Origin of the sequence: Bordetella petrii (assembly GCF_017356245.1) — a bacterium.
GTDB classification, from domain to species: domain Bacteria; phylum Pseudomonadota; class Gammaproteobacteria; order Burkholderiales; family Burkholderiaceae_B; genus Bordetella_A; species Bordetella_A petrii_D.
Genome location: NZ_JAFMZZ010000001.1, coordinates 3,089,589 through 3,115,704, shown reverse-complemented (window position 1 = coordinate 3,115,704; position 26,116 = coordinate 3,089,589). Strand labels below are relative to the sequence as shown.

Sequence of the window (26,116 nt, the reverse complement as noted above, 5' to 3'; positions counted from 1 at the left end):
GTTAGGGTCAATGAGGTTTCCAGCGGAACAAGTGCCTTTCCAGCGGCTTGAGCACGCCGCCTTCCAGCGCCAGCATCAGCACCACCAGCAGCAGCGTCCAGGCAAAGACCTGGTCGGTCTGCACCAGGTCGGCCGCCTGGCGCAGGCGGTAGCCGATGCCGTCCGAGGCGCCCAGCGTCTCGGCCACCAGGCTGACGCGCCAGCCGAAGCCGAACGCCAGGCGCGCGCCCGAGAAAAAGTAGGGCAGGATCGACGGCAGGTGGATGCGCAGCAAAATGCGGGGGCGCGACAGGCGCAGCGAGCGGGCCAGGTCCACCAGCTGCTTGTCGACGTTGCGCGCGCCCTGCCAGACATTGGTCAGGATCAGCGGCATGGCGGTCATGAACACCACGAAGATCGTGGTGGCGTCGGAAATGCCGAACCAGATGATGGCGAACACCGCCCAGATGGCCGACGAAACCGTGTTCAGCACCGCCAGCACCGGCTCGAACACCTCGGCCAGCCAGCGGCTGGCGCCCAGCGCCAGGCCCAGCGGCGTGCCCACCACGGCCGCCAGCAAAAATCCCATGACGACGCGGTACATGGTCATGCCCACATCGTGCGTGAAGCTCGCGTTGGCCATCATGCCGCGCAGCGCAAGCCAGACTTTTTCGGGGCCGGGCAGGATGAAGGCGGGGCTGCGGCTGGCCGCGGCATACCAGCAGGCCAGGAAGGCGGCCAGCAGCAGCGCGCGCCACAGCAGCAGGCGGGGCCAGCCCCGGCGGGCCGGCGCGCTGCCGCGGCGCGTGATGCCGGCCGGCTGCAGGGCGGATGGCGGGGCGTTGCTCATGGCTGCACCTTCAGCCGCAGGTGGCGCGTGGTCTCGGCCACGTCCGGGTCGGTGGGATGGCGCGGGCGCGGCAGGCCCACCGGCACGATCTCGCGGATGCGGCCCGGACGGGGCGCCAGCAGCACGATGCGGTCGGCCAGCACCACGGCTTCTTCCACGTCGTGCGTCACGAACAGGATGGTGGCGCGCCGCGCCGCCTGGATGCGCAGCAGTTCTTCATGCATTTGCGAACGGGTGTGCGGGTCCAGCTTGGAAAACGGTTCGTCCATCAGCAGCAGGTCGGGCTGCATGACCAGAGTGCGCGCCAGCGCCGCGCGGCTGCGCATGCCGCCGGAAAGCTCGTGCGGCCAGGCCTGGGCGAAGCCGTCCAGGCCCACCAGGGCCAGGGTGTCCAGCGCGCGCTGGCGCCGCTGCGCGTAAGGCAGGCCCGAGGTTTCCAGGCCGAACGCGACGTTGTCGCGCACATTGCGCCAGGGCAGCAGGCGGTCTTCCTGGAACATATAGCCCAGCGACGCCGACGGCGGCAGGCCGATCTCGCCCTGCTGCAGCGGTTCCAGCCCGGCAACCAGGTTCAGCAGGGTGCTCTTGCCGCAGCCCGAGGCGCCCAGCAGGGCCACGATCTCGCCCGGGGCGACATCGAACGCGACATTGCGCAGCACTTCCAGGCTGCCGAAGTAATGCGACACCCCGCCCACCCGCAGCGCGGCGGAAGCAGGCCGGGCCGTGGCGGGGTCGCGCGCGGCGGCAGCGGCGGCAAAGGCATTCATCGCCAGCTCCCCGGCCCCTTCACGGGAATGGCCGCGCCGGTCTCGGCCAGGCTGGCATAGAGTTTTTCCAGCGTCATGGCCTGGAAGGTCTCGATGTGGCGGCGCGCGATCAGCTCGGCGCGGCGGGCGTCGCCTTCGGCGAAGGCCTCGATCAGCGCGTTGTGGTCGTGCTTGATCTCGGGCTTGGTCTTCTGCACGCCGAAGCCCAGCGCCACCAGGCGCGACATTTCATCGAGCAGGCCCGCCAGCATGCGGTGCAGCCGCTCGTTGCCGCAGGCCTGGGCAATGGCCAGGTGGAAAGCCTTGTTGGCGTCCATGAAGACATCGATCTGGTCGTTCAGCTGCAGCACCGGGTGCTGCAGGCGGCACGCGGCTTCCAGCGTGCGCAGGCGGTCCAGGTCCACCCGCCCGACCGCCAGGCGCGCGGCCAGCGGTTCGATCTGGGCGCGCAGCTGGAACACTTCTTCCACGTCGCGCAGCGTGATCGGGCTGATCTGGTAGCCCTTGCGCGGCCGCGAGCGCACGAAGCCTTCCTGCGCCAGGCGCGTCAGGGCGATGCGGCAGCTGGTCTTGCGGATGTCGTAGGCCGCCATCAGTTCCGGTTCGGTGACGATGGCGCCGGGAGGCAGACGGCAGGCGATCACGTCGCCGCGGATGCGCGCGTAGGCCTCGTCGCCCTGGCTGAGGGCGGCGGATGCCGGGGGCATAACAGAAGAGGGCGCGGTATCGTTCATGCCGGTGTCAGCGCGCCGGCCGAAGCTGCGGTGAGCTGCTCAGCGGGCCACGCAAATACGTCTACCGGACCATTCTAGGTAGGCGAATTGCCGGCACGAACGAAGAATATTTGCTATGCATATAACCGTTGTGAGCTGCTCAGTGAGGCGCCCACGCCCAGGTGTCTGACTCCCGCAGGGTGTCAGACACCGTGCTATTGAGACAATCGCGGCACACTTCGGTGTCTGACACCCTGCGGGAGTCAGACACCTGGATCGATTTGAACTATCGCAGTCCCGCGTCGTGCGGGCAAGCGGTGGCGGCGCGTTGGGCGGCGGGGCAGCCTGCGCAGCAGGCCGAGGGCGCCTGCATGCGCCCGAGCCCGACGCACGTGCGCCGCCACCGCTTGCCCGCACGACGCGGGACGGGGCTGGAACGCAACCATCCCAATCGCACGGTATCAGGCACCCTGACGGGAGCAGACACCTGATCTGCCGCTTACGGCAGGTTCTCGCGAAAGATTACATCGGTGCGCGTCGCCTCCACCCCTGACAGCGTGCTGCGGTGGTCGCGCAGGTTGGTGAAGATGCGGATGCTGTTCAGGATGGTGGTCAGGGGGCTCTGGTTGATGACGGCGTCCATGCCGCCGTCGATCAGCAGCCCGCGCGTGTCGGGCGTCAGGCCATGGCCGATGAACACGATGTCGTGCTGCTTGCCGCGTTCTTTCAGGGCCTGCCCGATGCCTTCGGCGCCGCCGCCGATGTTGTAGATGGCGGCCAGGTCGGGGTGTTCTTTCAGCAGTGCCAGGGTCTGGCGGTAGTTGGCGTCCGGGTCGTCGTAGCCTTCGCGCAGGCCCACCACGCGCACTTGCGGATACTGCTCGGCGAACAGGTGCAGGAAGCCGGCTTCGCGTTCTTCGTGGGCGCGGTAGCTGAGCGAGCCGGCCAGCATCGCCACCTTGGCGCCGCGCCGCGCCCGTCCCAGGAAGCGGCCGATCAGGTGGGCTGCCGTGCGGCCGGCGGCGCGGTTGTCCAGCCCCACGTAGGCGCTGCGCCGCGAGTGCGAAAGATCGGACACCAGCGTGACGCTGGGGATGCCGCGGTCGGCCAGCTCGGCTACGGCTTCGCGCACTTTGGGGTGTTCCAGCGCCATGAAGGCCACGCCGTCGCTCTGCTTGCCCCGCCGCAGCAGGATGTGCGTCAGCGCGTCGGGGTCGAAGCTTTCCACCGGCGCCACGCGGCAGCTGACGTTGTAGGGCGCCCAGTGTTCCTGCGAATGCCGCACCCATTCGCCCAGCATCCACAGAAAGCGGCTGCTGCGGTCGGGCAGGATGAACAGCAGCCGCATGGGCGGCGGCGCCATGGCGGCGTACAGCTCGGCCTGCGGCAGGTATTGCAGTTCGGCGGCCGCCTTCAGCACCCGCTGCAGGGTGGCCTGCCGCACGCCCGGCCGGCGGTGCAGCGCGCGGTCGACCGTGGCCGGCGAGACGCCGGCCAGTCGCGCAATATCAATCACGGTGGGCAATGCCTGGGGCATTGGGTTTCTCCCGGTTGGCGGAAACTTGCGGGCTATACCTTACACGCATCGCCGATGGGAACCTCAAAAACCATCAAAAAACCTGCTTGGGAATTGGCCGGGCGCGCCCCTATCCTACGCAACTATCCGCAGTCGCGCCGCTGGCGCAAACAAGGAAAACGATGGAGACAACAGGCAAGCTGGCCGGCCGCGTGGCGCTGGTGTTCGGCGCCGGTTCGGTGGGCGAGGGCTGGGGCAATGGCAAGGCCGCCGCGGCGGCGTATGCCCGGCAGGGCGCCCGCGTGGTGGCGGTGGACCGCGTGGCCGAGGCCGCGCAGGCCACCCAGGACGCGATCCGCGCCGAGGGCCATGAGGCCGTGGGCGTGCAGGCCGACGTGACCAGCCTGGCCGACATCCAGCGCGTGGTGGACGGCGCGCTGTCGCGGTACGGCCAGATCGACGTGCTGCACAACAATGTGGGCATTACCTCGCAGGGCGGCCCGGTGGAAACCGGCGAAGACGTCTGGGACCGCGTCATGACGGTGAACGTCAAGAGCATGTTCCTGACCTGCAAGGCGGTGCTGCCGCACATGGAGGCGCGCGGCAGCGGGGCCATTATCAATATCGGCGCGCTGGGCGGCGTGCGCTGGACGGGCTACGCCTATTGCGCCTATGCGGCCTCGAAGGGTGCGGTAAATTCCTTCACCCAGAGCGTGGCGCTGCAGTATGCCGCCAAGGGCATCCGCGCCAACTGCATTCTGCCGGGCGTGATGGATACGCCCCATATCTACCAGCAGATTTCCGGCTTCTACCAGAACACCCAGGAAATGGTCCAGGCGCGCAACAAGCTGTCGCCCACCGGCCGCATGGGCGACGGATGGGACGTGGCGCATGCGGCGGTATTCCTGGCTTCGGACGAGGCGCGCTACATCAATGGCGTGGAACTGTTCGTGGACGGGGGAATGCACGCCCGCTGCAATTGATTCAAGCCCGCAACCGGCGCCCGGGCGGGCGCGCGGGCGCGGATATTTCCAATATCGCCGGCCCGAGCCGGCGAGCTGTGCACAGGAGACAGTGCCATGACGCATAACAAGACCTTCACGCGCCGCAGTGCGCTGCGCACCCTGGCGGGCCTGCCCCTGGCCGCCACCATGATCGGCGTGCCGCGGCTGGCGGCCAGCGCCACGCCCGAGTACGTGTTCAAGTACGGCAACAACCTGCCCACCAGCCATCCGCTGAACATCCGGGCGCAGGAAGCGGCCGCGCGCGTGGCCAAGGAAAGCAACGGCCGCATGCAGGTGCAGGTGTTCCCCAACAACCAGCTGGGCGGCGATACCGACATGCTGGCGCAGGTGCGCAGCGGCGGCATCGACATGTTCAATGCGGGCACCATGGTGATCGCGACGCTGGCGCCCATCAGCGCCATTACCGCGATGGGTTTCGCGTTCTCGAACGACCAGGAAGTCTGGAACGCGGTCGACGGCAAGCTGGGCAACAGCATCCGCGCCGCGTTCGCCAAGGTGGGGCTGTATACCCTGGACAAGATGTGGAACAACGGCTTCCGCCAGATCACCAGCAGCTCGAAGCCGGTGGCCACCGCCGCCGACCTGGACGGCATGAAGATCCGGGTGCCGGTCAGCCCGATGGGCATTTCGCTGTTCAAGTCGCTGTCGGCCGCGCCGACCAGCCTGCAGTTCAGCGAGGTGTACTCGGCCCTGCAGACCAAGGTGGTGGATGCCCAGGAAAACCCGCTGGCCATCGTGCAGACCGCCAAGCTGTATGAAGTGCAGCAATACTGCTCGCTGACCAACCACAGCTGGGACGGCTATCACCTGGTGGTCAACGGCCGCGCCTGGCGCGGCCTGCCGGACGACCTGAAAACCATCTACGCCCGCGCTTTCAACGAGGCCGGCCTGCAGCAGCGCGATGATCTGGTCAAGCTCAACACCACCCTGCAGGACGAACTGACCGCCAAGGGCCTGAAGTTCAACACGGCCGAGGCGCAGAGCTTCCGCGAGCAGCTGCGCAAGGCGGGTTTCTACGCCGAGTGGAAGCAGAAATTCGGCGCCGAGGCCTGGGCTTTGCTGGAAGAATCCGTCGGCAAGGTGTCCTGATGTCGGCGGGCCAAGAAGGCAAGGCCGCCTGGACGGCCGGCCCGCTGCCGGCCGCGCCGGCGCGGCCGCGCCGCGATACCGGCCTGCTGGCCTGGGCCGACCGCGCCCTGGGCGTGGTGACCGAATGGCCGGCGGCCTTGCTGGTGGTGGTGGAAGTGGTGGTGCTGCTGTCCGGCGTGGTGGCGCGCTACGTGCTGCACGAGCCCATTATCTGGTCCGACGAGCTGGCCTCGATTTTGTTCCTGTGGCTGTCGATGCTGGGGGCGGTGATCGCCCTGCGGCGCGGCGCGCACATGCGCATGACGGCGGTGCTGAGCAAGTGCACGCCGCGCGCCCGCGCGTTCCTGGATACCTTCGCGCTGGCGGCGGCGCTAGTGTTCCTGGTGCTGCTGATGCATCCGGCCTGGGAATACGCGTATGAAGAGATGATCATCGTCACCCCCGCGCTGGAAATCAGCAATGCCTGGCGCGCCGCGGCGCTGCCCACCGGCACGCTGCTGATGCTGCTGGTGTGCGTGGTGCGCCTGCTGCGTTCCGAGCACGGGCAGCAGGTGGTGCCCGCGGTGCTGACGGCGGTGGCCATTGCCCTGCTGTTCTGGCTGGCCGGCCCGTGGCTGATGACGCTGGGCAAGCTGAACCTGCTGATTTTCTTTGCCGGGGTGGTGGGCGCCTGCGTGTTCGCGGGCGTGCCGATTGCATTTTCATTCGCGCTGGCGACCTTCGGCTTCCTGGCCCTGACCACGCGCACGCCCATGCTGGTGATGGTGGGGCGGCTGGACGAAGGCATGTCGCACCTGATTCTGCTGGCGGTGCCGCTGTTCGTGCTGCTGGGCATGCTGATCGAGATGACCGGCATGGCGCGCGCCATGGTGCAGTTCCTGTCCAGCCTGCTGGGCCACGTGCGCGGCGGGCTGAACTACGTGCTGATCGGCGGCATGTACCTGGTGTCGGGTATTTCGGGCTCGAAGACGGCCGACATGGCCGCCATCGCGCCGGTGCTGCTGCCCGAAATGAAAAAGCGCGGCGCCAAGCCGGGCGACCTGATCGCGCTGCTGTCGACCACCGGCGCGCAGACCGAGACCATCCCGCCGTCGATCGTGCTGATCACCATCGGCTCGGTGACGGGCGTGTCGATCTCGGCACTGTTCACCGGCGGCATGCTGCCCGGCGCGGTGCTGGGCCTGGCCCTGTGCGGCATTGTCTGGTGGCGCTATCGCCACGAAGACTTGAGCGGCGTGCCGCGCGCCTCGCGCGCCCTGATCGGCAAGACCTTCGTGGTGGCCCTGCCGGCGCTCGCGCTGCCGTTCGTGATCCGGGCCGCCGTGGTCGAGGGGGTGGCCACCGCCACCGAGGTGTCGACCATCGGCATCGCCTATTCGGTGCTGGCCGGGCTGCTGCTGTACCGCAAGTTCGATTTTGCGCGCCTGCCCGGCATTCTGGTCGAGACGGCCACGCTGTCGGGCGCCATCCTGTTCATCATCGGCTGTGCCACCGCCATGGCCTGGGCGCTGACCCAGTCCGGCTTCGCGCACGACCTGGCCGAGTTCATGGCCAACCTGCCCGGGGGCAAATTCACGTTCATGGCGGTGTCGCTGGTGGCGTTCATTGTGCTGGGCAGCGTGCTGGAAGGCATTCCGGCCATCGTGCTGTTCGGGCCGCTGATGTTCCCGATCGCGCGCGCCGTGGGCGTGCACGAAGTGCAGTACGCCATGGTGGTCATCCTGGCCATGGGCGTGGGCCTGTTCGCCCCGCCGTTCGGCGTGGGCTACTACGGCGCCTGCGCGGTGGGGAAGGTGGATCCGGACGAGGGCATCGGGCCCATCTGGGGCTATATGGGCGCGCTGCTGGTGGGCCTGGTCCTGGTGGCGGCCATCCCCTGGATTTCCATCGGTTTTCTCGACAACTGATCACCCCTTTTTTCGCACGGGAGCATTTCCATGAGCCGATTCCTCGGCCAGATCCGCCAGTTGGGCTATGTGGTGCCCGACATCGAGGCCGCCATGGCCTACTGGAGCAAGACCCTGGGCGTGGGGCCCTGGTTCTACAACCCGCGCGTGCCCATCGTGAACTACCGCTACGACGGCCAGCCCTACGAACCGCACAATTCGGTGGCGCTGGCCAATTCGGGCTACGTGCAGGTCGAGCTGATCCAGACCCGCAATGACGTGCCCTCGATGTACCGCGACTTCCAGCAGGCGGGCCGCAGCGGCCTGCAGCACGTGGCCTACTGGACCGAAGACTACGACGGCGACCTGGGGCGCCTGCTGGCGCAGGGCTTCAAGCCCAAGATGAGCGGCGAGGTGGGCGAGCGCGGCCGCTTTATTTATTTCGACACCGAATACCATCCCGGCACGGTGATCGAGCTGTCCGAAGTGTCCGGCCCGAAAGGCCGCATGTTCCAGCAGATCCGCGAGGCTGCCGACGGCTGGGACGGCAGCGAGCCGGTGCGGCCGTTTCCGAACCTGGGGCAGGAATGAGCGGCGAACGCATCCTGGCCAGCTACGTCATCGAGACGCCGCTGGACCCGGCCGCGGTGGCCGAGGTGATGGCCGGCGAGCAGTCGTGCGGCACCTTTACCCGCGTGGCGGGCGAGACCGATGCGCTGCGCGCCCGCGCGCGCGCCACGGTGGAATCGGTGCGGCTGCTGGACGAGGCCGCGCAGCCCAGCCTGCCCAACGCGCTGCTGGAACGGCGGCGTCAGACGGGGCCGTGGCGCCGCGCCCGCATCGACATTGCTTTTCCGCCGGCCAACATCGGCGCCAACCTGCCGACCCTGGCCAGCACCGTGGCGGGCAACCTGTACGACCTGGGCGAAGTCACCGGGCTGCGCCTGGAAACGCTGCAAGTGCCGGCCAGCTACCGGGCGCGCTTCGATTTCCCGCGCGCGGGCATTGCCGGCACGCGCCGCGCGGCCGGCGTGCCCGCCGGCGCGCTGGTGGGCACCATCATCAAGCCCAATGTGGGGTTCTCGGCCGAAGAAACGGCCGAGCTGGTGGGCCGGCTGTGCGCCGCCGGAGTCGATTTCATCAAGGATGACGAAGTCTGCGCCGACCCCGAGCACGCGCCGCTGGCGCAGCGCGTGCCGGCCGTGATGCGGGTGGTGCGCGAACACGCCCAGCGCACCGGCAAGCAGGTAATGGTGGCGTTCAATATTACCGACGAAACCGACGCCATGCGGCGCCACGCCGACCTGGTCGAGCGCGAAGGCGGCAGCTGCGTCATGGCCAGCCTGAATGCCTGCGGCTATTCGGGCATACAGACGCTGCGGCGGCATACGCCGCTGGTGCTGCACGGGCACCGCAACGGGTTCGGCGCGCTGTCGCGCCATCCGCTGCTGGGCATCGGCTTCCAGGCCTACCAGACGCTGTGGCGGCTGGCCGGCGTGGACCACATGCATGTGCACGGCCTGCAGGGCAAGTTCTCGCAGCCCGACGAAGAAGTGATCAGCGGCGCGCGCGATTGCTATACGCCGCTGGCGCAGGGGCTGGACCGCGACGATACGGTGATGCCGGCGTTCTCGTCCGGGCAGTGGGCCGGCACGGTGCCGGCCACCTGGGCCGCCATCGGCCGCGATGACCTGCTGTTCATGGCGGGCGGCGGTATCCTGGCGCACCCGGACGGCGCCGCCGCCGGCGTGGCCAGCATCCGCCAGGCCTGGGATGCGGTGCGGGCCGGCAGCAGCCTGGCCGAGCACGCGCGCCAGGCGCCCGAGCTGGCGCGCGCCCTGGCTTTCTTCGGCGCGCGATGAGCCTGGCCGCGCCGCGCCTGGCGTATTACGGCGACGATTTCACCGGCGCTACCGACGCGCTGGCCACGGCCACGCGCGCCGGCTTGCGCAGCCTGCTGTTCTTCGGCGTGCCCACCGCGGCGCAGCGCGAGCGCGCCGGCCCGCTGGACTGCCTGGGCATTGCCGGCGCCACGCGCGCCATGGCCCCGGATGCCATGCGCGCGGCCCTGCAGCCGGTGGCGCATTTTTTTGCCGGCCTGCGGCCGCGCGTGGTGCACTACAAAGTGTGTTCCACCTTCGACAGCGCGCCGCAAGTGGGCAATATCGCGATAGCGATGCAAGTGCTGGGCGGCGCGCTGCGTCAGCCCCGGCCCGTGATCATCGGCGGACAGCCCAGCCTGGGGCGCTACTGCCTGTTCGCGCAGCTGTACGCCGCGGCCGATGGCGACGTGCACCGCATCGACCGCCACCCCACCATGAGCCGCCATCCGGTCACGCCCATGCACGAGGCCGACCTGCGCCGCCACTTGGCCCAGCTGGGCGCGGGGCGGGTCGAGTTAGTCGACTATCGCAGCTGCGCGGCCGGGCCCGATGCCGTGCTGGCGCGCATGCAGGCGTTGCGCGGGCAGGGGGCCGACGCGGTGCTGTTCGACGTGGCCGAGCCGGCGCACCTGGATACCATCGGCGCCGTGCTGGCCCGGTCGGCAGCGGACGAGCCGTTGCTGGCGGTGGGGGCCAGCAGCGTCATCGAAGCGCTGGGCGCGCAATGGGGCGATGCCGCCGCGGCGCCGCCCGACGCATGGGCGCCCGCGCCCGGGCCGGTGCTGCTGCTGGCCGGCAGCCTGTCGCCCGTGACGGCGCGGCAGGTCGAGGCCGCGCGGTCTTATCAGAAAATCCGGCTGGACCCGCTGCGCCTGGCGGCGGATGACGGCGCTTATCGCGATGCCTGCGCCGCCGAGCTGGCGCAGGCGCTGCGCGACGGCCGCCACGTGCTGGCCTGGATCGACAATGCGCAGGGCCAGCGCACCGCCGGCGTGCAAAGCCAGGCCCTGGCCCGGGCGGGCGGCCGCCTGCTGGATGCGGTGCTGCGGCAGGTGCGCGTGGCCCGGATGGGCGTGGCGGGCGGCGACAGCTCCAGCCTGGCCATGCAGGCGCTGGATGCCTGGGGCCTGTCGCACCTGGCCCGCATCGAGCCGGGCGTGGCGCTGTGCCGCCTGCACAGCGACGTGCCGGCCCTGGACGGCATGGAAGTCATGCTGAAGGGCGGGCAGATGGGGTCGGCGGATCTGTTCGAGCGGTTCGTGCGCGGATCGGCGTAGCGCGGCGTGCTGCAGGTGTCTGGCTCCGCGGGTGCCAGACACCGAAAGCGGGCAAAGACTGTCTCGACAAAACGGTGTCTGGCACCCGCGGAGCCAGACACCTGGGCAAGACTTGGCAAGCGCCGGTTCAATCGTCCAGCACTTCGTGCGCGCCCGCGGCGCCGCGGCGCCAGTAGCTGGCGGCGCGGACGCGCGATTTGTCGATGCCGCGCTCTTGCACCAGGTATTGGCGAATGCCGCGGATGGCGGCGGATTCGCCGGCGGCCCATACATAGCCTTCGCCCTCGGGCAATTGCAGGCGGCGCACCACCCGTTCCAGCACGGGTGGGCCGTCGCCGGAGTCGGCGGCGCCGTGCACCCATTGCAGGCTGAGGTCGGCCCGCGTGGGCAGGGGGATGCGGGCGTTGGGGTGGCGGGTTTCAATGACGGCCAGCACGCGCTTGCCGCGCGGCAGTTCTTCCAGGCGGCGGGCGATGGCGGGCAGGGCGGTTTCGTCGCCGATCAGCAGGTGCCAGTCGAAATCGGGCGGAATGATGAACGAGCCGCGCGGACCGGCCACGCCCAGGTATTGTCCGGGCGCGGCCTGGGCCGCCCAGGTGGCCGCGGGGCCATGCCCGTGCAGCACGAAATCGATATCCAGCTCGCCGGCGGCGGCGTCATAGCGGCGCGGTGTGTAGTCGCGCGACACCGGGCGCGGGGCATCGTCCGCGTATGCCGGCCCCTGCGGCCCGATGACGGGCAGGGCGGGCAGGCCGTCGCCCGCCGGCAGGAACAGCTTGACGTGGTCGTCGAACGAGGCCGACACGAAGCCGGCCAGTTCGTCGCCCGCCAGGGTGACGCGCACCAGGTAGGGGCCGATGCGCTGCACGCGGCGCACCTGCAGCAGGCGCGCCTTGAGCGCGTGCCGCACTTTCTGCACGGCAAGGCGGTCGGGGGAAAGAGAGAAGCTCATGAATATCCTTTGCTGAGTGGGCGCTAGGCCGGGTCACAGGGCTCTTCACCCAGGATCTCGGCCGCGGCGCGCCGCAGGATGGCGGCCAGGCGGCGCTGCTCGGCGGCATCGGCATCGGTGCGGCGCAGCAGCGCTTCTTTCAGGACGCGGCGCGCCTCGACGAACTCGCGCAGCCAGCCGCTGGCCTGCTCGGCTTCCTGCACGCCGGCTTCGCCCTGCCAGGCCTGCTTCATCCAGGCCATTTTGCGGGCGGCGTGCTGCAGGCCGGCGAACAGCAGCGCCGCCCGTTCGCGGTTGGCGTCCAGGTGGGCCAGGCCGGGCGCGGCCAGGTGGTAGCGCTTGCGGTTGCCGTGGGTTTCGACCGTGGTGTAGTCGAGCTCTTCCAGATAGGTAAGAGCCGGGTAGATGACGCCGGGGCTGGGGATGTAGAAGCCGTTAGAGCGGGCTTCCAGTTCCTTGATCAGTTCGTAGCCATGGCGGGGCTGCTCTTCCAGCAGTACCAGCAGCATCAGCTGCAGTTCATCGGCGCCGAACTTGCGGCCGCGCATCATCATGCCGCTGCCGTCGCCGCCCATGCCGTCATGACCGCCGCCCATCCTGCCGCGGCCGGCGGGGTGGCCGCCGTGGCCACGATGCCCGGCCGGGCCCAGGTGGTGGGGAAAGCGGCCCATGCCGGGCAGGCGGCTGCCGAAAAAAGCGGAATAAAAGGCAGGCATCGTACGTTTTTTGATATCTTAAGATATATCGTACGATATTTATGCGGTCCACAAATGTCAAGCGGAAAATGCCGAGCGGCCGGTCGCCGCATCGGGAAAAAGCCGGCGGCCGTGCACACTTTTCGTCGAGCAATTGGGGCGTTTCGTCGAAAAAATGTTGTTCGCTGAATGGCCGAAACGCAGAATTTGGTGGCCAGGCGCGTTCATCCCGCCATCACCAAGGCATGCATTCCGTGCGTCTTGATACGGCCTCTCTGGATACCCGATCATGAAACGAGCTCAGTCCGACCGGCGCGGCCTTTCCATTAATGTTCCCTCGATGCGCCAGACCGCGCTGCGCGTGGCCATCGTTTCGGCGCTGGGGGCTGGCGCCTGGGCCGGCGGGGCACAGGCCGCCAATTGCTGGTCGACCACCGACAACAACGAAGTGCCGGCCGGCAACTACAGCTATGCCTATACCGAATGCTGGGGCGACGACGCGGACGACGACGATAAAACGGGCGAAACCGGGCCGAACGTGCCCATGACGGTGTACGGAAATTTCAGCGCCGATTCCACTACCTACAGCGGGGGTACGGACGTGGACGGGTTCTCGGGGCTGCCCGGCGTGGTAACGGCTTATTCCCGAGGCGGCCAGGGGTATGACGAAGGTTCGGGAGGGCAGTCTGGCTATGTGACCGTGACCAACTACGGCAACATCACGTACAACGGCACGACCTCCAACACGTTCAACAGCCTGATCCAGGCGAGATCGCTGGGAGGATCCGGCGCCACCGACAATCACAACAACGACTCCAATGGCGGCACCGGCGGGCTCGGGCAAGCCGTGAGCGTCACCAACTCCGGCACGCTTACCATGAACAGCTCGGCGTCCACCACGGATGAAGGCCTGTTCGGCATTTATGCGTTGGCGGCGGCAGGAAACGGCGGGGACCAGAACGACCCCACCTTGAACTATGGCGAGCAGTTGGGCGGCAATGGCGGCAACGCCAGCACGGTGACAGTCGTCGATTCCGGCATCATCAACCTGGGCAACAGCAGCGCGCGCTTGCTGACCAATACGACAGGCGCGGCGATTCTCGCGCAGTCGGCGGGCGGGCAGGGGGGCGACAACAACGGCAACGCGGGCACCGGCGGGACCGTGCAGGTCACTCACTCCGGCCGCACCGCGAGCTACTGGCAGGGATACGCCGACGCCCAGGTTTTCGGCATCGACGCCATGAGTTCCGGCGGCGACGGAACGGCGTCGTCGGACGATAGCGACAACGGTGGCGACGGCGGCGGCAATTCAAGCGGGTGGATCCAGCAGGTTACCGTGGACGCCTACGGCTCCGTCCTGGTCGACGTGGCGAATTCCGATGCCGACGTCACGGTGGAAGGCGCGGGCATCGCCGCCCGGGCGCTTGGGGGCAAGGGAGGCACCGGACCTTCCAAAGACCATTCGGGCGGCAATGGCGGCGTGGGCGGGCCGACTTCCGTGATCATGTATAAGGGGGCCAGCGTGACGACCCACGGCGACAACATTCTGGGCGTCGTCGCGCAGAGCATCGGCGGCCAGGGCGGCGATGGGGGCGACGGCACGGCGCTGGCCGGCCAGGGCGGCGGCGGCGGGTTTGGCGGAAGCGCCGGCCAGGCTTTCATTGGGACGAATGCCGGTACGTCCGTTACCACCACGGGCGATTTCGCGACGGCTCTGCTGGCGCATTCGATCGGCGGCGGCGGCGGCACGGGCGGCGACTTCGTTGCCGTGCTGGGAGGCCAGGGCGGCAACGGCGGCAACGGGGGCGATGCCGGCGAGGCCGAGATCGCCAACCAGTCCACCCTCTCTACCAGCGGCGACCATGCCTATGGCATGCTGGCCCAGTCCATCGCCGGCAGTGGCGGCGCCGGCGGCGTGGATACCTCGGCGGCCGTGGCGCTGGGCGGCGACGGCGCCGGCGGCGGCACCGCCAACCAGGTCACGATCTCGAGCTACGGAACGATCACCACCGGCGGCTACAGCGCGCACGGTATCGTCGCCCAATCCATCGGGGGCGGGGGCGGCGCGGCAGGCAGCGCCAATGGCGTGCTCAGCGTGGGAGGCAACGCGGCAGGGGAAACGCCCTCGAAAGGCGGCGGCGTGTGGGTTACCAATACCGCAACAGTCACTACCACGGGGGATGCCGCGGTAGGGCTGCTGGCTCAATCGATCGGCGGCGGCGGCGGCAGCGGCGGCGACGCCAATGGCGTGGTCACCGTCGGGGGCTCGGGCGCCAGCGCCGGCGACGGCGGCACGGTGTCCATTGCGCAGGGGCTGGGCAAGATCCAGACATTCGGCAATTACAGCGCGGGCGTGCTGGCCCAGTCGGTGGGCGGCGGCGGCGGCAACGGCGGCGACACCCTGTCGCTGTCGGCGGGCGCTTCCCTTGCCATCGGCGGCAGCGGCAGCAGCGGCGGCAATGGCGGCTCGGTGTGTATCACCAACGACAGCGCCTGCAATATCCCGCCCTACGGTTTCCTGACCACTGTCGCAACCCACGGCAACTACGCGCCCGGCATCATCGCGCAAAGCGTGGGCGGCGGCGGCGGCAACGGCGGCAGCACCAAGTCGGATTCCGTGGAGTCTTTTATAGCCCTGCAACTGGGCGGCAAGGCGGGCGGCGGCGGTGTCGGCAACAGTTCCGTCGTCAGCCTCGAGAGCCTGGTAGCCACTACGGGCGGCGCGCATTCCATCGGCATCCTGTCGCAGTCGATCGGCGGCGGCGGCGGCACGGGCGGTTCGGCCAACTATACGACCGAAGACCTCGGCTTCACCGCGGCGGTGGTGGTGGGCGGCGGCGGTGGCGCCGGCGGCGATGGCGGCGCATCGACCGTCAAGCTGACGAATTCCTTCGTCGGCACCGGCATGGATTTCGCCAACCCCGACATCGATCCGGAAACCTACGCGCCCAACGACGCGTTCGGCATCCTGGCCCAGAGCATCGGCGGCGGCGGCGGCAGCGGCGGCAGTTCGGTGGCCAACGAGCTGGTCGCGGCGGTGCCTACGGGTGAAGGCGCTTCGGTGGCTTTCACGTTTTCGGCGGCCGTCGGCGGCAACGGCGGCAGCGGCGGAGACGCCTGCCCGGAAGGAGACACCACGTGCGCGACGAAGGTGACGCTCGTCCAGGGCACTACCGTCGCCACGCTGGGCGATGGATCGCACGGCGTGGTGGCCCAGAGCATCGGCGGCGGCGGCGGCAACGGCGGCGATGCGTCGACCCTGTCGGCGCTGCTGGGAGACGCGGATACGCTTTCGCTGCAGGCCGGCATGTCATTGGGCGGGCAGGGCTCGGCGGGCGGCGACGGCGGCGCGGTGAACGTCAGCCTGGGCGACAGCGGCACCGCCTATGCGCCCGCGCCGCAGTCGCTGCTGTTGCCGCCCCCCACCAGCGGGCCCCCGTCATCCACCATCATCACCTATGGCAATTACGCCGACGGCGTGCTGGCCCAATCCATTGGCGGCGGCGGCGGCAACGGCGGCGTGGGCAGCAGCAACTCCTACGCTCATGGCGGCCCCGCCACGCTGAAGGTAAACGTGGCGCTGGGCGGCACGGGCGGCACAGGCGGCGTGGGCGGCGACGTGAACATCACCTTGAATCCCAACTTCACCATCCGTACGCTGGGCTCGGGCTCGCGAGGCATCGTCGCGCAGTCGATCGGCGGCGGCGGCGGGGCATCCCAGGGCGGCACCATCAGCGTGGCCGGCGGCCTGCCCAGTAGCGAAGATGGCGCCCCCTTGCCCAGCGGCCGGCTGCAGGTCGGGCTGGGCGCCACGGGCGGCTCGGGCAACGTTGGCGGCACGGTCAGTGCGACTCTGCTGGGCGCCATCGGCACCGAGGGAGGAGACGCCGATGGTGTGCTGCTGCAGTCGATCGGCGGCGGCGGCGGGCTGGGCGGGTCGCTCGGCGCGGACGCGTCGTCGAATCCCATCCTGAACCGCATCGGCATCCACAGCGACAACTCGGCGCGGCTCGACGAGACGGCTGGCACGACGTATACCTTGGGCGTCGATGTGGGCGGCACCGGAGGAACGGGCGCCAACGGCGGCGAGGTCGACCTGACTTTCGCCGGGCAGATCGCCACCCGCGGCGACTGGGCCGACGGCATGGTCGCCCAGTCGATCGGCGGCGGCGGCGGCGCCGGAGGTTCGGCGACCGCCTCGGGCAGCAAAGTCTACGCCAACGCAACCATCGGCGTGGGCGGCACGGGCGGCGCCGCCGGCAACGGCGGCACCGTCAATTTCTATTTCGACGGTTCGCACAATAACAAGATCGCCACGGCCGGCTACAGCGCATACGGGGTGTTGATGCAATCCATCGGCGGCGGCGGCGGCCAGGGGGCCGACGGTTCGGACCAGGCCAATGGCACGATCACCGTCGGCGGGTCGGCCGGCGGCGGGGGCGGCGCCGGCGGCAACGGCGGCACGATCCAGGTGCAGGATGGCAAGAGCGGCGGCTGGCTGACCGTGGCGACGCAGGGCGATGAATCGGCCGCGCTGGCGATGCAGTCGATCGGCGGCGGCGGGGGCACCGGCGGCGCGGGCAACAGCAGCTCGAAATACCTGGAACAAAACAGCCATGCCATGCAGTTGTCGGTGGGCGGCAACGGCGGCCTTGCCGGCACGGGCGGCGTCGTGGACACGACCTTCGGCACCAAAGCCACCACGCAAGGCGACCGGGCCTATGGGATATTGGCGCAGTCGATCGGCGGCGGCGGCGGCCTGGCTGGCGCGGGCGCTTCCAACAATCTGACGTCGGTGAACCTGGGCGGCCGCAACGGCGCATCCGGCGACGGCAATACGGTAACCGTCAACCTGAACGCCGGCAGCGTGATCAGCACCCAGGGAGCGGGCGCGCATGGATTGATCGCACAGTCGATCGGCGGCGGCGGCGGCATCGCGGGCGATACCGCGCTGCAATTGCAGCTGGATTCGACCAACTGGAAGCCGGGCACGAACTCCGATGGCTCGGCCGCCACCGGCGGCAGCGGCGACGGGAACACAGTCAGTGTCAATGTGGACGGCAGTATCACGACTCTTGGCGCCAATGCCTACGGCATCATTGCGCAGTCGATCGGCGGCGGGGGCGGGCTGGGCGGCGGCCCCGTGCCGGATGGCAGCAGCGGCGGCGGCACCATTGTCCAGGGTTTTGCGGGCAGCACGGGCGGCGAGGGCTCCGGGAAAGCCGTGACGGTGACGCAGGCCGGCAGCATCGTTGCCTCTGGCGCGGGTTCCACGGGCATTTTCGCGCAAAGCGCCGGATCGGACGGGGCGGGCGCCGTCACTGTCAATGTCAATGGCTCGGTCACCGGCGGCAGCGGGTCCAGCGGCTATGGCGTGTGGGTGGCGAGCAATGCGCAGAATGTGCTGAACGTGGGCACGAACGGCCAGATCATCGCGGGGCAGGGCGGCGTGGCGGTGCGCCACGACGGCGCCGCGCTGAGCGGCACGGGCGCGGCGCTGGCGCTCGCTCCGGCGGCCGCCACGCTGGCCATCAATAACTCGGGCAGCATCCGCGGCAACGTCGAATGCCAGAACGGCGGCGGCGTGGCCTGCGATCTCGACAACGCGCAGAGCGGTTTCCTGGGCGATGCCACGCTGTACCAGGCCAATATCGACAACGCGGGGCGGGTGGTCATCGGCAAATCGGGCGCGTTCGACACGCTGACGGTCACCGGCGACTTCACGCTGCAGTCGGGCGGCATCCTGCAGGCCGATGTCGATTTCGAGCGCTTGAAGGCGCCGCGCATGGTGGTGCAGGGCGATACCCGCCTGGACGGCCAGGTGGATGTGCAGCCCATTACCTTGCTGCCTGAGCGTGAGGTGACCGTGGCCACCCTGGAAGGCGATATCCAGGGCGCGCCCAGCGCGCTGGACAGCGCAGTGATCGACTACGACGCCAGGATGCAGGGCGACAATGTGCGCGTGCGCGCCGCGGGTGCCGACTTCACCGCGCCGTCCATGCAGCTGAGCGACAACCCCCGCTCGGTGGCGCGCCACGTGCAAAGCGCCTGGGACCTGGGCGGCAACGCCGCCATGGCGCCGCTGTTCGCCGCGCTGGACACGGCCTCGCGCAGCGGCGCGGACGCCTATTCCGAGCAGTTGTCCGATCTGTCGCCCGGCGTGGCCGTGGCGCCGGCCGCGCAGATGCAGGCCAGCATGGCGCGCTTTACCGGCTCGATGATGTCGTGTCCGGCATTCCAGGGCGGCGACGCGCTGACCGGCGAGCAGGACTGCCTGTGGGGCCAGGTCTCGGGCCTGAGCACCGACCAGGACGGCGACGGCGGCGTGTCGGGCTTTACGCTGGACGGCGTTACCTACCAGTTCGGCGGGCAGCGCCAGGTCAGCCCGGGCTGGTTCCTGGGCGGCTCGGTGGCTTATGAAAACACCCACCTGCGCGGCGATGACGGCCGCGTCAACGGCAAGGGCGACAGCGGCTATGCCGGGGTGGTGCTCAAGCGCGAAGCCGGGCCCTGGACGTTTTCCGCGGGCCTGGGCGGCGGCTACGGGCAGTACGACATCGACCGCGGCATCCGCATTCCCGGCCTGGAAAGCACGGCCAGTTCGGATCCGGACATCTACGGCGCCTCGCTGCGCTTGCGCATTGCGCGCACCTTCGCCAGCGACAAGTTCTACCTGAAGCCCTACCTGGACCTGGACGCGCTTTATACGCACATGCCCAGCTACAGCGAATCGGGCGACGCCATGCACCTGGACGTGGAAAGCAGCAACGAATTCGTCCTGGGACTGTCGCCGATGCTGGAGGTGGGCGGCAAGGTATCGCTGGACAACGGCGCCACCATGCGGCCGTTCGCCTATGGCGGCGTGTCGTTCCTGTCGAAGGACGAATACACCGCCAGGGCCCGACTGCAGGGCGCGCCGGACGGCACGGGCTCGTTCGAGACCTCGCTGCCGGTGGACGATGTCATCGGCCGCGTGGGGGCGGGCCTGCAAGTGTCGAATGCCGGCGGCGTCGATTTCCGGCTGCAGTACGACGGGGAATTCTCGTCCCACATCCAGAGCCACCGGGCGTCGCTGAAGCTGATGGTGCCGTTCTGAGACGGGTGCGGCGCGCGGGCGCGTCAGCCGCCGGGCTGGGTGCGCGGCAGGGCGGCCTGCGCGAAGTTGCGTTCCAGCATGTCCAGCGCGTGCGTCAGGGCCTGGATTTCTTCGCTGGACAGGCCCTGCAGCGATTCTTCGAAGAAGGCCGCGCGGCGCGGCATGGCTTCGTTCACCACGGCCTGGCCGGCCGCCGTCAGGCTGGCGTTGGTGACGCGGTTGTCGTTCGGGTCGGCGCTGCGCGTGATCCAGCCCTGCTGCTGCATGGCCTGCAGCAGGCGGGTCAGCGAGGCGGGGTCCAGGCGGCAGCGCTCGGCCAGCATTTTCTGCGAACACTGCCCGCATTCATGCAGGGTCAGCAAGATGCGCCAGCGCGGCAGCGCGTGGCCCACGCGGCTGCTGAAGGCCGCCTGCATGGCGCGGTAGGTCTGGCCCAGGTGCTGGATGATCTGCAGGCCTTGTTGTTCTTTGGGCAAGACTCGGTCTCCGGGGCGGTTGGTCAAGGCGGCGCGGGGCGCCGCCGCTGGGGCTCATTGTGCCAGGAATGGCGCGCGGGCATCCGCGAGTAGCTCGGTAGTGGCCCAGGTGTCAGGCTCCCGAAGGGTGCCTGACACCGTACTGCTGGCATGCCTGTGGCACACAGCGGTGTCAGGCACCCTGCGGGAGCCTGACACCTGTTCTAGCCTGACAGCTGTTCTACCGTGCGGGCCAGTTCGTCGCGCCAGCGCGCTTTGTGCGCATCGGGAACGAAACTGGCCTCGAAGCTGTTCAGGGCCAGTTGCACGGCGTGGCGGGCATCCAGCTGGGGCAGGGCGCCGAAGGTTTCCAGGAAGTTCTGGTTCAGGTAGCCGCCGAAATAGGCCGGATCGTCGGAATTCACCGTAACGCACAGGCCGGCGTCGAGCAGCGTGGCCATGTTGTGCGCGGCCAGGGTGTCGAACACGCGCAGCTTTACGTTGGACAGCGGACATACGGTCAGCGGAATGCGCTCGCGCGCCAGGCGTGCGACCAGCTGCGGGTCTTCGACGCAGCGCACGCCATGGTCGATGCGCTGCGCGCCCAGCAGGTCGAGCGCGTCGCGGATGTACTGCGCCGGCCCTTCTTCGCCGGCGTGCGCGACGATGCGCAGGCCCAGCTCGCGGCAGCGCGCGAACACGCGCGCGAATTTCTCGGGCGGGTTGCCGCGCTCGCCGCTGTCGAGCCCCACGCCGATGAAGTGCTGGCGGTAGGGCAGCGCCTGTTCCAGGGTGCGGAAGGCGTCGTCTTCGCTCAGGTGCCGCAAAAAGCACAGGATCAGCGCGCTGCTGATGCCCAGTTCGTTGCGCGCCGCATCGCAGGCGCGCGCCAGGCCGGCCACCACGGCCTGCATGGGCACGCCGCGCGCGGTATGGGTTTGCGGGTCGAAGAACAGCTCGGCGTGGACGATGCGGTCGGCGGCCGCGCGCCGGAAATACGCCATGGCCAGGTCGAAGAAGTCTTGTTCGTGCAGCAGCACGCCGGCCCCGGCGTAATAGATATCCAGGAAGCTTTGCAGGTTGGTGAACGCATAGGCCGCCCGCAGCGCCTCGACGCTGGCATAGGGCAAAGTCACGCCGTTGCGCTGCGCCAGGGCGAAGATGAGTTCGGGTTCCAGGGTGCCTTCGATGTGCACGTGCAGCTCGGCTTTGGGCATGGCCTGCAGCAGGGCGGGCAGTTTCTGGCGGGGAAATCGGGTCAGGGTATCCATGGCGGAGACTGTAATTGTTGGTGCCAGAGGCGGGGAAAAGCCACCGGTTTGTTACCATATTGCCACGCCGTCGGCTCGCAAGCGGCGCAAATCGTCCCATACCTTACCGGATGGCGAGCGGTTATTCCCATTTTTCCAGTCGAGGTACCCGCGGGGCGGCAATGAAAACGTGGTTCAAGCGCATATTGATAGGCCTGGTGGTATTGGTTGTCGTGGCCGTCGTCGGCCTGGCCATCTTTTTGCTCACGTTCGACCCCAACGCCTATAAATACAAGCTCGAAGAGCTGGTCCAGGAACGCTACCACCGCACCCTGGCCATCGACGGCGAAATCGAACTGTCGCTGTTCCCGCGCATCGGCCTGTCGGTGCAGGGCGTGTCGCTGTCCGAAGTCGACAGCACCGACACCTTCGCTTCCATCGAAAGCATGCGCCTGGCGGTGGCCGTGTGGCCGCTGCTGTCCAGCAACCTGGTGGTCGACCACGTGGCCATCAACGGGTTCAAGGCGCGCGTGGTGCGCGACAAGAGCGGACACCTGAATTTCGAAGACCTGATAGGTGGTGGCGCGGCCAATACCGCAGCGCCGGCCGGCCCGGCCACGGCCGCGGTGGGCGCCATGGCGGGCGCCGCCCAGGCCATAGCCACCGGCGGCGCCGCGGCGCCGAGCTCCATGCAGATCGATATCGCCGGCCTGGACCTGCAGTCCGGCGAGCTGCAATTGCAGGACGAGATCTCGGGCATGGCGGTGGCGGTCACGAACCTTAATGCCAATACCGGCCGCGTTACCTACAACCAGCCGTTCGACGTCAGCCTGTCGGCGCGCGTCGAAGGCGGCAATCCGCGCGTCGACGCCAATCTTACCGGCCAGGCCCTGCTGACGCTCGACCCGCTGGCCCAGCGTTTCGCGGCGCAGAAGCTCGACGTGCGCATGGACGGCAACGTGCTGGGCGCCGAAGCCAAGAGCCTGGCCGCGCGCGGCAACCTGGCCTTCAACGGCCGCACCTCGTCGCTGGACGTGGCGGGGCTGGAAATCGTGTTCCAGGGCGACGTGCCCGATCCGGCCACGCCCATGAAAGGCGTCGAGGCCAGTGTCGTCATCCCGAAGCTGGCAATCGATCCGCACAAGCTGCAGTTGCAGATCGAAAAACTGGCGATGCGCGCCAAGGGCACGCTGCCCGGCGGCCCCTTCGAACTGGCGGCCGACGCCCCGGCGCTGAATATTTCGCCGTCTTCGGCCACCGGGCAGGCCCTGACCGGACGCGTGCGCCTGCAGGGCCTGGACGCCAGCTTCGGCCTGAACGGCATCAGCGGCAATGCCAGCGAGCTCGACATCAAGGAAATCAAGCTCGACAGCACGCTTACCCAGGGCGAACGCGTGGTCAAGGCTGTGTTCAGTTCGCCGGCTACGTTCAACCTGTGGCAGCGCGCCATCGGCCTGTCGGCCATGAAGGGCGACGTCAGTATCACCGACCCCGGCCTGCCCAAGGGCAGCCTGCAGATTCCGGTCATCGGCAGCATGAATGCCAATCTGCAGAAAGACCAGGCCGGCGCCAAGATCAACGCCGTGCTCGAGGGCGGCAAGTTCGACCTGACCGCCGACGTCAAGAAATTGTCCGAAGTGCCCGACATTACCTTCGCGCTGGCGGTGGACACGCTCGACCTCGACAAGCTGGCCCCGCCCGTGCCGGTGGCCGCGCCCAAGGCGCCGGCCGGCGACGGCAAGCAGGGCGACGCGGCCAAGCCGGCCGCCAAGCCCGCGGCAACGCCGGCGGCCGACAGCGCCATCGACCTGTCGGCCCTGGTGGGGCCGACCGCCAACGGCACCATCAAGATCGGCCAGCTGGTGGTGCGCGGCCTGAAGGCCAGCGAGCTTACCGCCAAGCTGAAGCTCGAAAAGGGCAAGCTCGACATCTCGACCCTGGCGGCGGCGCTGTATGGCGGCAAGCTGGGCGGCACCATGTCCGTGAACGCCGCCGAAGGCAACCAGGTGGCGGCCAAGATGACGCTGGCCGGCATCGCCATCGGCCCGCTGCTGTCCGACCTGGTGCAGCAAAGCGCCCTGACCGGCACGGGCAGCCTGGCGCTCGACCTGAAAACCGCGGGTTCGAACTCGTACGCGCTGACCACCGGGCTGAACGGCAGCATGCAGCTGCGCCTGCGCGATGGCGCGGTGCGCGGCATCAACATCGCGCAAACCCTGCGCGAGCTGAAGGCGGCCTTTACCGGCGAAGCCAGCAATCCCACCCTGTCCGCCGACCAGACCCGCCAGACCGATTTCACCTCGCTCGAAGCCGACCTGGCCTTCGTCAAGGGCGTGGCCACGGCCAAGCGGCTGGACATGGCCTCGCCGCTGCTGCGCGTGTCCGAGGGCGATCCGGCCACCATCGACTTTGTCCAGAACACCCTGAATTTCGTGGCCAAGGTGCGGGTGGTCAACACCAGCACCGGGCAAGACGGCAAAGACCTCGAAGAACTCAAGGGCATCACCATTCCGGTGCTGGTCAGCGGCCCGTTCGCCAAGCCGGCCTACACCGTGCAGTGGCGCGACGTGGCCGGCGCGGCGCTCAAGCGCAGCCTCGAGAAAAAACTGAAAGAAGCTGTAGAAAAGAAAGCCGGCGATGGCAAGCTGGCCCCACAACTCGATAAAGCACTGAAAGGACTCCTGGGCAAATGAGCGCACCCGCTTTCCAGCCTGTCGCCGAATGCGGCGAGACTACCCAGCCGCAGGCGCAGGCGTATCACAAGCGCTGGCTGGTGGCCAATGACGCCGGCACCTGGCTGAACCGCGCCCTCAGCCCCCGGCTGGCCGAGATCGCCATCGAACTGCGGCTGGGCTACCTGGTAATGCGGGCGCCCGGCATGCTGCGCATGGATATCCCGCTGGATGTCATCGAAGACGACGACAGCGTGCGCTATCAGATCCGCCTGGGCGAGCAGACAGTCGACGTAGTCGACGAAGGCGATCTGGCCGCGGCCTGGCTGTCGAACTTCCTGCAGATTCCGTGCCGGCTGCTGAAAGTGCACCCGGACATGGCCGAGGTGCAGTGGCCGGCGTGAGCCAAGCAGCCAGGTGTCAGGCTCCCGCAGGGTGCCTGACACCGATGTGTGCCACGACTCTCTCAGTTGTACGGTGTCAGGCACCCTGCGGGAGCCTGACGCCTATTTAGCGCACCTGTTCAGCGGCGCTTGTATTCCAGTACCGCGTGCGCCAGCAGGCCGGCGGCCAGGCCCCAGAATGCCGATCCGATGCCCCAGGCGCTGAAGCCCGATGCGGTGGCCAGCAGCGTGATCAGGGCGGCTTCGCGCCGCTGGGCGTTGGCCATGGCGCCGGCCAGGCCGCCCAGGATGGCGCCCAGCAGGGCCAGGCCGGCCAGCGCCGCGATCAGCGCCGGCGGCAGGGCCTGGAAGAACACCGCCACCGCGCCGGCCACGATGCTGAGCAGCACGTAGGCCAGCCCGTAGGTGGCGGCGGCAATATACCGGCGCGTGGCGTCGGGGTGGGCTTCGGGGCCGGTGCAGATGGCGGCCGTGATGGCGCCCAGCGTGACGCTGTGCGCGCCGAAGGGCGCCGCCACCAGTCCCAGCAGGCCCGTGGCGGCCACCAGGCGCGAGGCGGCGGGCCGATAGCCGGCGGCCTGCAGAATAGCCAGGCCGGGCAGGTTTTGCGAAGCCAGCGCCACCACGAAAATCGGAATGCCCACGCTGATCGCGGCCGACCACGAAAACGCCGGCGTGGTCCAGACGAATTCCGTCAGCTGCCAGTCGATGCCGTCCAGCCGCAGCTGGCCGGCCGCGGCGGCTGCGCCCAGCCCCACGGCCATGACGGCCAGCACCGCATAGCGGGGCGCCCAGCGCTTGCCCAGCAGATAAGCCGCGCACATGGCCAGCACCAGGGCGGGCTGGTCGTCGATGCGCGTGAAAATGCCCAGGCCGAAGTCCAGCAGCACGCCGGCCAGCATGGCGCTGGCGATTTCGGCGGGCACGCGCCGCATGATGGGGTCGATCCAGCCGAACAGGCCGCACGCCAGGGTCAGGGCCGAGGCCAGCACAAAGGCCCCCACGGCCTGGTCGAACGGCACGCCCGCCAGCGCCGTGACCAGCAGCGCCGCTCCCGGGGTGGACCAGGCCAGCACCACGGGCATGCGGCTGCGCAGGCTGATGACCAGCCCGCCCAGGCCCAGCACCAGGCAGATCGAGCCCAGCCACGAGCCGATGCGCGCGGCATCCAGGCCGGCGGCATGGCCCGCCTGCACCATGAGCACGGCGGTGCCGCCGAAACTGACCAGCACCGCCACCAGCCCGGCCACCACGGCCGAGACAGACAGGTCGCGCGCCGGCGACCGGGGCAGCGGCGCGGCAAGGCTGGCGTCGGGGGGATTCACGAATGGCCCGTCAGACGGCGGTACTTGGCCATCAGGGCTTCCTGCCCTTCATGCCATTGGGGATGCAGTTCAATGCATTCGACCGGGCAGACCACTTTGCACTGCGGCTCGTCGTGGTGGCCCACGCATTCGGTGCAGCGGTCGGGGTCGATGACGTAGTATTCGGGCCCCATCGAGATGGCCTCGTTGGGGCACTGCGGCTCACACACGTCGCAATTGATGCATTCTTCGGTGATTTTCAGAGCCATGGCAGGGGGAAGACGGCAGAGTCACGGCCATTGT

Annotated in this window: 19 protein-coding genes; 9 read left to right on the top strand and 10 right to left on the bottom strand. The window is 68.8% G+C overall.

The annotated features are described in order from the left end of the window. Window positions 1–7: 7 nt before the first annotated feature. From J2P76_RS14990 to J2P76_RS14975, 4 genes are all read right to left on the bottom strand, one after another. Window positions 8–829 (bottom strand): ABC transporter permease, encoded by an 822-nt coding sequence (locus J2P76_RS14990; protein ID WP_207408486.1) that lies wholly within the window; start codon window positions 827–829, stop codon window positions 8–10. After that, on the bottom strand, window positions 826–1,596 hold the full coding sequence (locus J2P76_RS14985) for an ABC transporter ATP-binding protein (protein WP_207408485.1): 771 nt from the start codon (window positions 1,594–1,596) through the stop codon (window positions 826–828). The genes J2P76_RS14990 and J2P76_RS14985 overlap by 4 nt, the downstream gene beginning before the upstream one ends. After that, complete coding sequence (locus tag J2P76_RS14980) at window positions 1,593–2,330, bottom strand: GntR family transcriptional regulator (RefSeq protein WP_242697378.1); 738 nt, start codon at window positions 2,328–2,330, stop codon at window positions 1,593–1,595. The genes J2P76_RS14985 and J2P76_RS14980 overlap by 4 nt, the downstream gene beginning before the upstream one ends. A gap of 478 nt (window positions 2,331–2,808) precedes the next feature. Next, window positions 2,809–3,846, bottom strand: coding sequence for a LacI family DNA-binding transcriptional regulator (locus J2P76_RS14975; RefSeq protein WP_207408484.1), 1,038 nt, complete (start codon window positions 3,844–3,846; stop codon window positions 2,809–2,811). 161 nt (window positions 3,847–4,007) lie between these two features. On the opposite strand from J2P76_RS14975, the gene J2P76_RS14970 reads away from it, so the two are divergent. The 6 genes from J2P76_RS14970 to J2P76_RS14945 all read left to right on the top strand — a co-directional run bounded on the left by J2P76_RS14970 (window position 4,008) and on the right by J2P76_RS14945 (window position 10,985). Then, window positions 4,008–4,808, top strand: a complete 801-nt coding sequence (locus J2P76_RS14970; protein WP_207408483.1) for an SDR family NAD(P)-dependent oxidoreductase — start codon at window positions 4,008–4,010, stop codon at window positions 4,806–4,808. A gap of 96 nt (window positions 4,809–4,904) precedes the next feature. Beyond that, complete coding sequence (locus J2P76_RS14965) at window positions 4,905–5,939, top strand: TRAP transporter substrate-binding protein (protein WP_207408482.1); 1,035 nt, start codon at window positions 4,905–4,907, stop codon at window positions 5,937–5,939. After that, window positions 5,939–7,846: a TRAP transporter large permease subunit gene (locus tag J2P76_RS14960; RefSeq protein WP_207408481.1), complete on the top strand. Its 1,908-nt coding sequence runs from the start codon at window positions 5,939–5,941 to the stop codon at window positions 7,844–7,846. Before J2P76_RS14965 ends, J2P76_RS14960 begins: the two co-directional genes overlap by 1 nt. Window positions 7,847–7,876: 30 nt before the next feature. Beyond that, window positions 7,877–8,416: a VOC family protein gene (locus J2P76_RS14955; RefSeq protein ID WP_207408480.1), complete on the top strand. Its 540-nt coding sequence runs from the start codon at window positions 7,877–7,879 to the stop codon at window positions 8,414–8,416. Continuing rightward, window positions 8,413–9,687, top strand: coding sequence for a ribulose-bisphosphate carboxylase large subunit family protein (locus tag J2P76_RS14950; protein WP_207408479.1), 1,275 nt, complete (start codon window positions 8,413–8,415; stop codon window positions 9,685–9,687). Before J2P76_RS14955 ends, J2P76_RS14950 begins: the two co-directional genes overlap by 4 nt. After that, window positions 9,684–10,985: a four-carbon acid sugar kinase family protein gene (locus J2P76_RS14945; RefSeq protein WP_207408478.1), complete on the top strand. Its 1,302-nt coding sequence runs from the start codon at window positions 9,684–9,686 to the stop codon at window positions 10,983–10,985. Before J2P76_RS14950 ends, J2P76_RS14945 begins: the two co-directional genes overlap by 4 nt. A 127-nt stretch (window positions 10,986–11,112) precedes the next feature. On the opposite strand, the gene J2P76_RS14940 is transcribed toward J2P76_RS14945, so the two are convergent. Next, complete coding sequence (locus tag J2P76_RS14940; protein ID WP_207408477.1) at window positions 11,113–11,937, bottom strand: siderophore-interacting protein; 825 nt, start codon at window positions 11,935–11,937, stop codon at window positions 11,113–11,115. 23 nt (window positions 11,938–11,960) lie between these two features. Continuing rightward, window positions 11,961–12,608 (bottom strand): PadR family transcriptional regulator, encoded by a 648-nt coding sequence (locus tag J2P76_RS14935; protein WP_431603422.1) that lies wholly within the window; start codon window positions 12,606–12,608, stop codon window positions 11,961–11,963. A 313-nt stretch (window positions 12,609–12,921) separates the two neighbouring features. Between J2P76_RS14935 and J2P76_RS14930 the strand changes: the two genes are divergently transcribed. Continuing rightward, window positions 12,922–19,728 carry an autotransporter outer membrane beta-barrel domain-containing protein gene (locus tag J2P76_RS14930; protein WP_207408475.1) on the top strand — a complete coding sequence of 2,269 codons (6,807 nt, stop codon included), beginning with the start codon at window positions 12,922–12,924 and terminating at the stop codon, window positions 19,726–19,728. Between the two features lie 23 nt (window positions 19,729–19,751). Here the strand turns inward: J2P76_RS14930 and J2P76_RS14925 are convergent, their stop codons facing one another. Both J2P76_RS14925 and J2P76_RS14920 read right to left on the bottom strand, forming a co-directional pair. Next, window positions 19,752–20,204 (bottom strand): MarR family winged helix-turn-helix transcriptional regulator, encoded by a 453-nt coding sequence (locus tag J2P76_RS14925; RefSeq protein WP_207408474.1) that lies wholly within the window; start codon window positions 20,202–20,204, stop codon window positions 19,752–19,754. 203 nt (window positions 20,205–20,407) lie between these two features. Continuing rightward, a complete protein-coding gene (locus J2P76_RS14920; RefSeq protein WP_207408473.1) occupies window positions 20,408–21,454 on the bottom strand; it encodes an adenosine deaminase in 1,047 nt (348 codons plus the stop codon). 161 nt (window positions 21,455–21,615) lie between these two features. On the opposite strand from J2P76_RS14920, the gene J2P76_RS14915 reads away from it, so the two are divergent. Both J2P76_RS14915 and J2P76_RS14910 read left to right on the top strand, forming a co-directional pair. Continuing rightward, window positions 21,616–24,126: an AsmA family protein gene (locus J2P76_RS14915; protein WP_207408472.1), complete on the top strand. Its 2,511-nt coding sequence runs from the start codon at window positions 21,616–21,618 to the stop codon at window positions 24,124–24,126. After that, window positions 24,123–24,509 carry an MOSC N-terminal beta barrel domain-containing protein gene (locus J2P76_RS14910; RefSeq protein ID WP_207408471.1) on the top strand — a complete coding sequence of 129 codons (387 nt, stop codon included), beginning with the start codon at window positions 24,123–24,125 and terminating at the stop codon, window positions 24,507–24,509. Before J2P76_RS14915 ends, J2P76_RS14910 begins: the two co-directional genes overlap by 4 nt. Window positions 24,510–24,628: 119 nt before the next feature. On the opposite strand, the gene J2P76_RS14905 is transcribed toward J2P76_RS14910, so the two are convergent. Together J2P76_RS14905 and J2P76_RS14900 are read right to left on the bottom strand one after the other, a co-directional pair. After that, a complete protein-coding gene (locus J2P76_RS14905) occupies window positions 24,629–25,834 on the bottom strand; it encodes a benzoate/H(+) symporter BenE family transporter (protein ID WP_207408470.1) in 1,206 nt (401 codons plus the stop codon). Continuing rightward, window positions 25,831–26,082 carry a YfhL family 4Fe-4S dicluster ferredoxin gene (locus J2P76_RS14900; protein ID WP_207408469.1) on the bottom strand — a complete coding sequence of 84 codons (252 nt, stop codon included), beginning with the start codon at window positions 26,080–26,082 and terminating at the stop codon, window positions 25,831–25,833. Before J2P76_RS14900 ends, J2P76_RS14905 begins: the two co-directional genes overlap by 4 nt. Window positions 26,083–26,116 lie beyond the last annotated feature (34 nt).

Coding starts and splice junctions, on each gene's coding strand:
- J2P76_RS14990 (WP_207408486.1), bottom strand. CDS start 829: ATGAGCAACGCCCCGCCATCCGCCCTGCAGCCGGCCGGCATCACGCGC.
- J2P76_RS14985 (WP_207408485.1), bottom strand. CDS start 1,596: ATGAATGCCTTTGCCGCCGCTGCCGCCGCGCGCGACCCCGCCACGGCC.
- J2P76_RS14980 (WP_242697378.1), bottom strand. CDS start 2,330: ATGAACGATACCGCGCCCTCTTCTGTTATGCCCCCGGCATCCGCCGCC.
- J2P76_RS14975 (WP_207408484.1), bottom strand. CDS start 3,846: ATGCCCCAGGCATTGCCCACCGTGATTGATATTGCGCGACTGGCCGGC.
- J2P76_RS14970 (WP_207408483.1), top strand. CDS start 4,008: ATGGAGACAACAGGCAAGCTGGCCGGCCGCGTGGCGCTGGTGTTCGGC.
- J2P76_RS14965 (WP_207408482.1), top strand. CDS start 4,905: ATGACGCATAACAAGACCTTCACGCGCCGCAGTGCGCTGCGCACCCTG.
- J2P76_RS14960 (WP_207408481.1), top strand. CDS start 5,939: ATGTCGGCGGGCCAAGAAGGCAAGGCCGCCTGGACGGCCGGCCCGCTG.
- J2P76_RS14955 (WP_207408480.1), top strand. CDS start 7,877: ATGAGCCGATTCCTCGGCCAGATCCGCCAGTTGGGCTATGTGGTGCCC.
- J2P76_RS14950 (WP_207408479.1), top strand. CDS start 8,413: ATGAGCGGCGAACGCATCCTGGCCAGCTACGTCATCGAGACGCCGCTG.
- J2P76_RS14945 (WP_207408478.1), top strand. CDS start 9,684: ATGAGCCTGGCCGCGCCGCGCCTGGCGTATTACGGCGACGATTTCACC.
- J2P76_RS14940 (WP_207408477.1), bottom strand. CDS start 11,937: ATGAGCTTCTCTCTTTCCCCCGACCGCCTTGCCGTGCAGAAAGTGCGG.
- J2P76_RS14935 (WP_431603422.1), bottom strand. CDS start 12,608: ATGGGCCGCTTTCCCCACCACCTGGGCCCGGCCGGGCATCGTGGCCAC.
- J2P76_RS14930 (WP_207408475.1), top strand. CDS start 12,922: ATGAAACGAGCTCAGTCCGACCGGCGCGGCCTTTCCATTAATGTTCCC.
- J2P76_RS14920 (WP_207408473.1), bottom strand. CDS start 21,454: ATGGATACCCTGACCCGATTTCCCCGCCAGAAACTGCCCGCCCTGCTG.
- J2P76_RS14915 (WP_207408472.1), top strand. CDS start 21,616: ATGAAAACGTGGTTCAAGCGCATATTGATAGGCCTGGTGGTATTGGTT.
- J2P76_RS14910 (WP_207408471.1), top strand. CDS start 24,123: ATGAGCGCACCCGCTTTCCAGCCTGTCGCCGAATGCGGCGAGACTACC.
- J2P76_RS14900 (WP_207408469.1), bottom strand. CDS start 26,082: ATGGCTCTGAAAATCACCGAAGAATGCATCAATTGCGACGTGTGTGAG.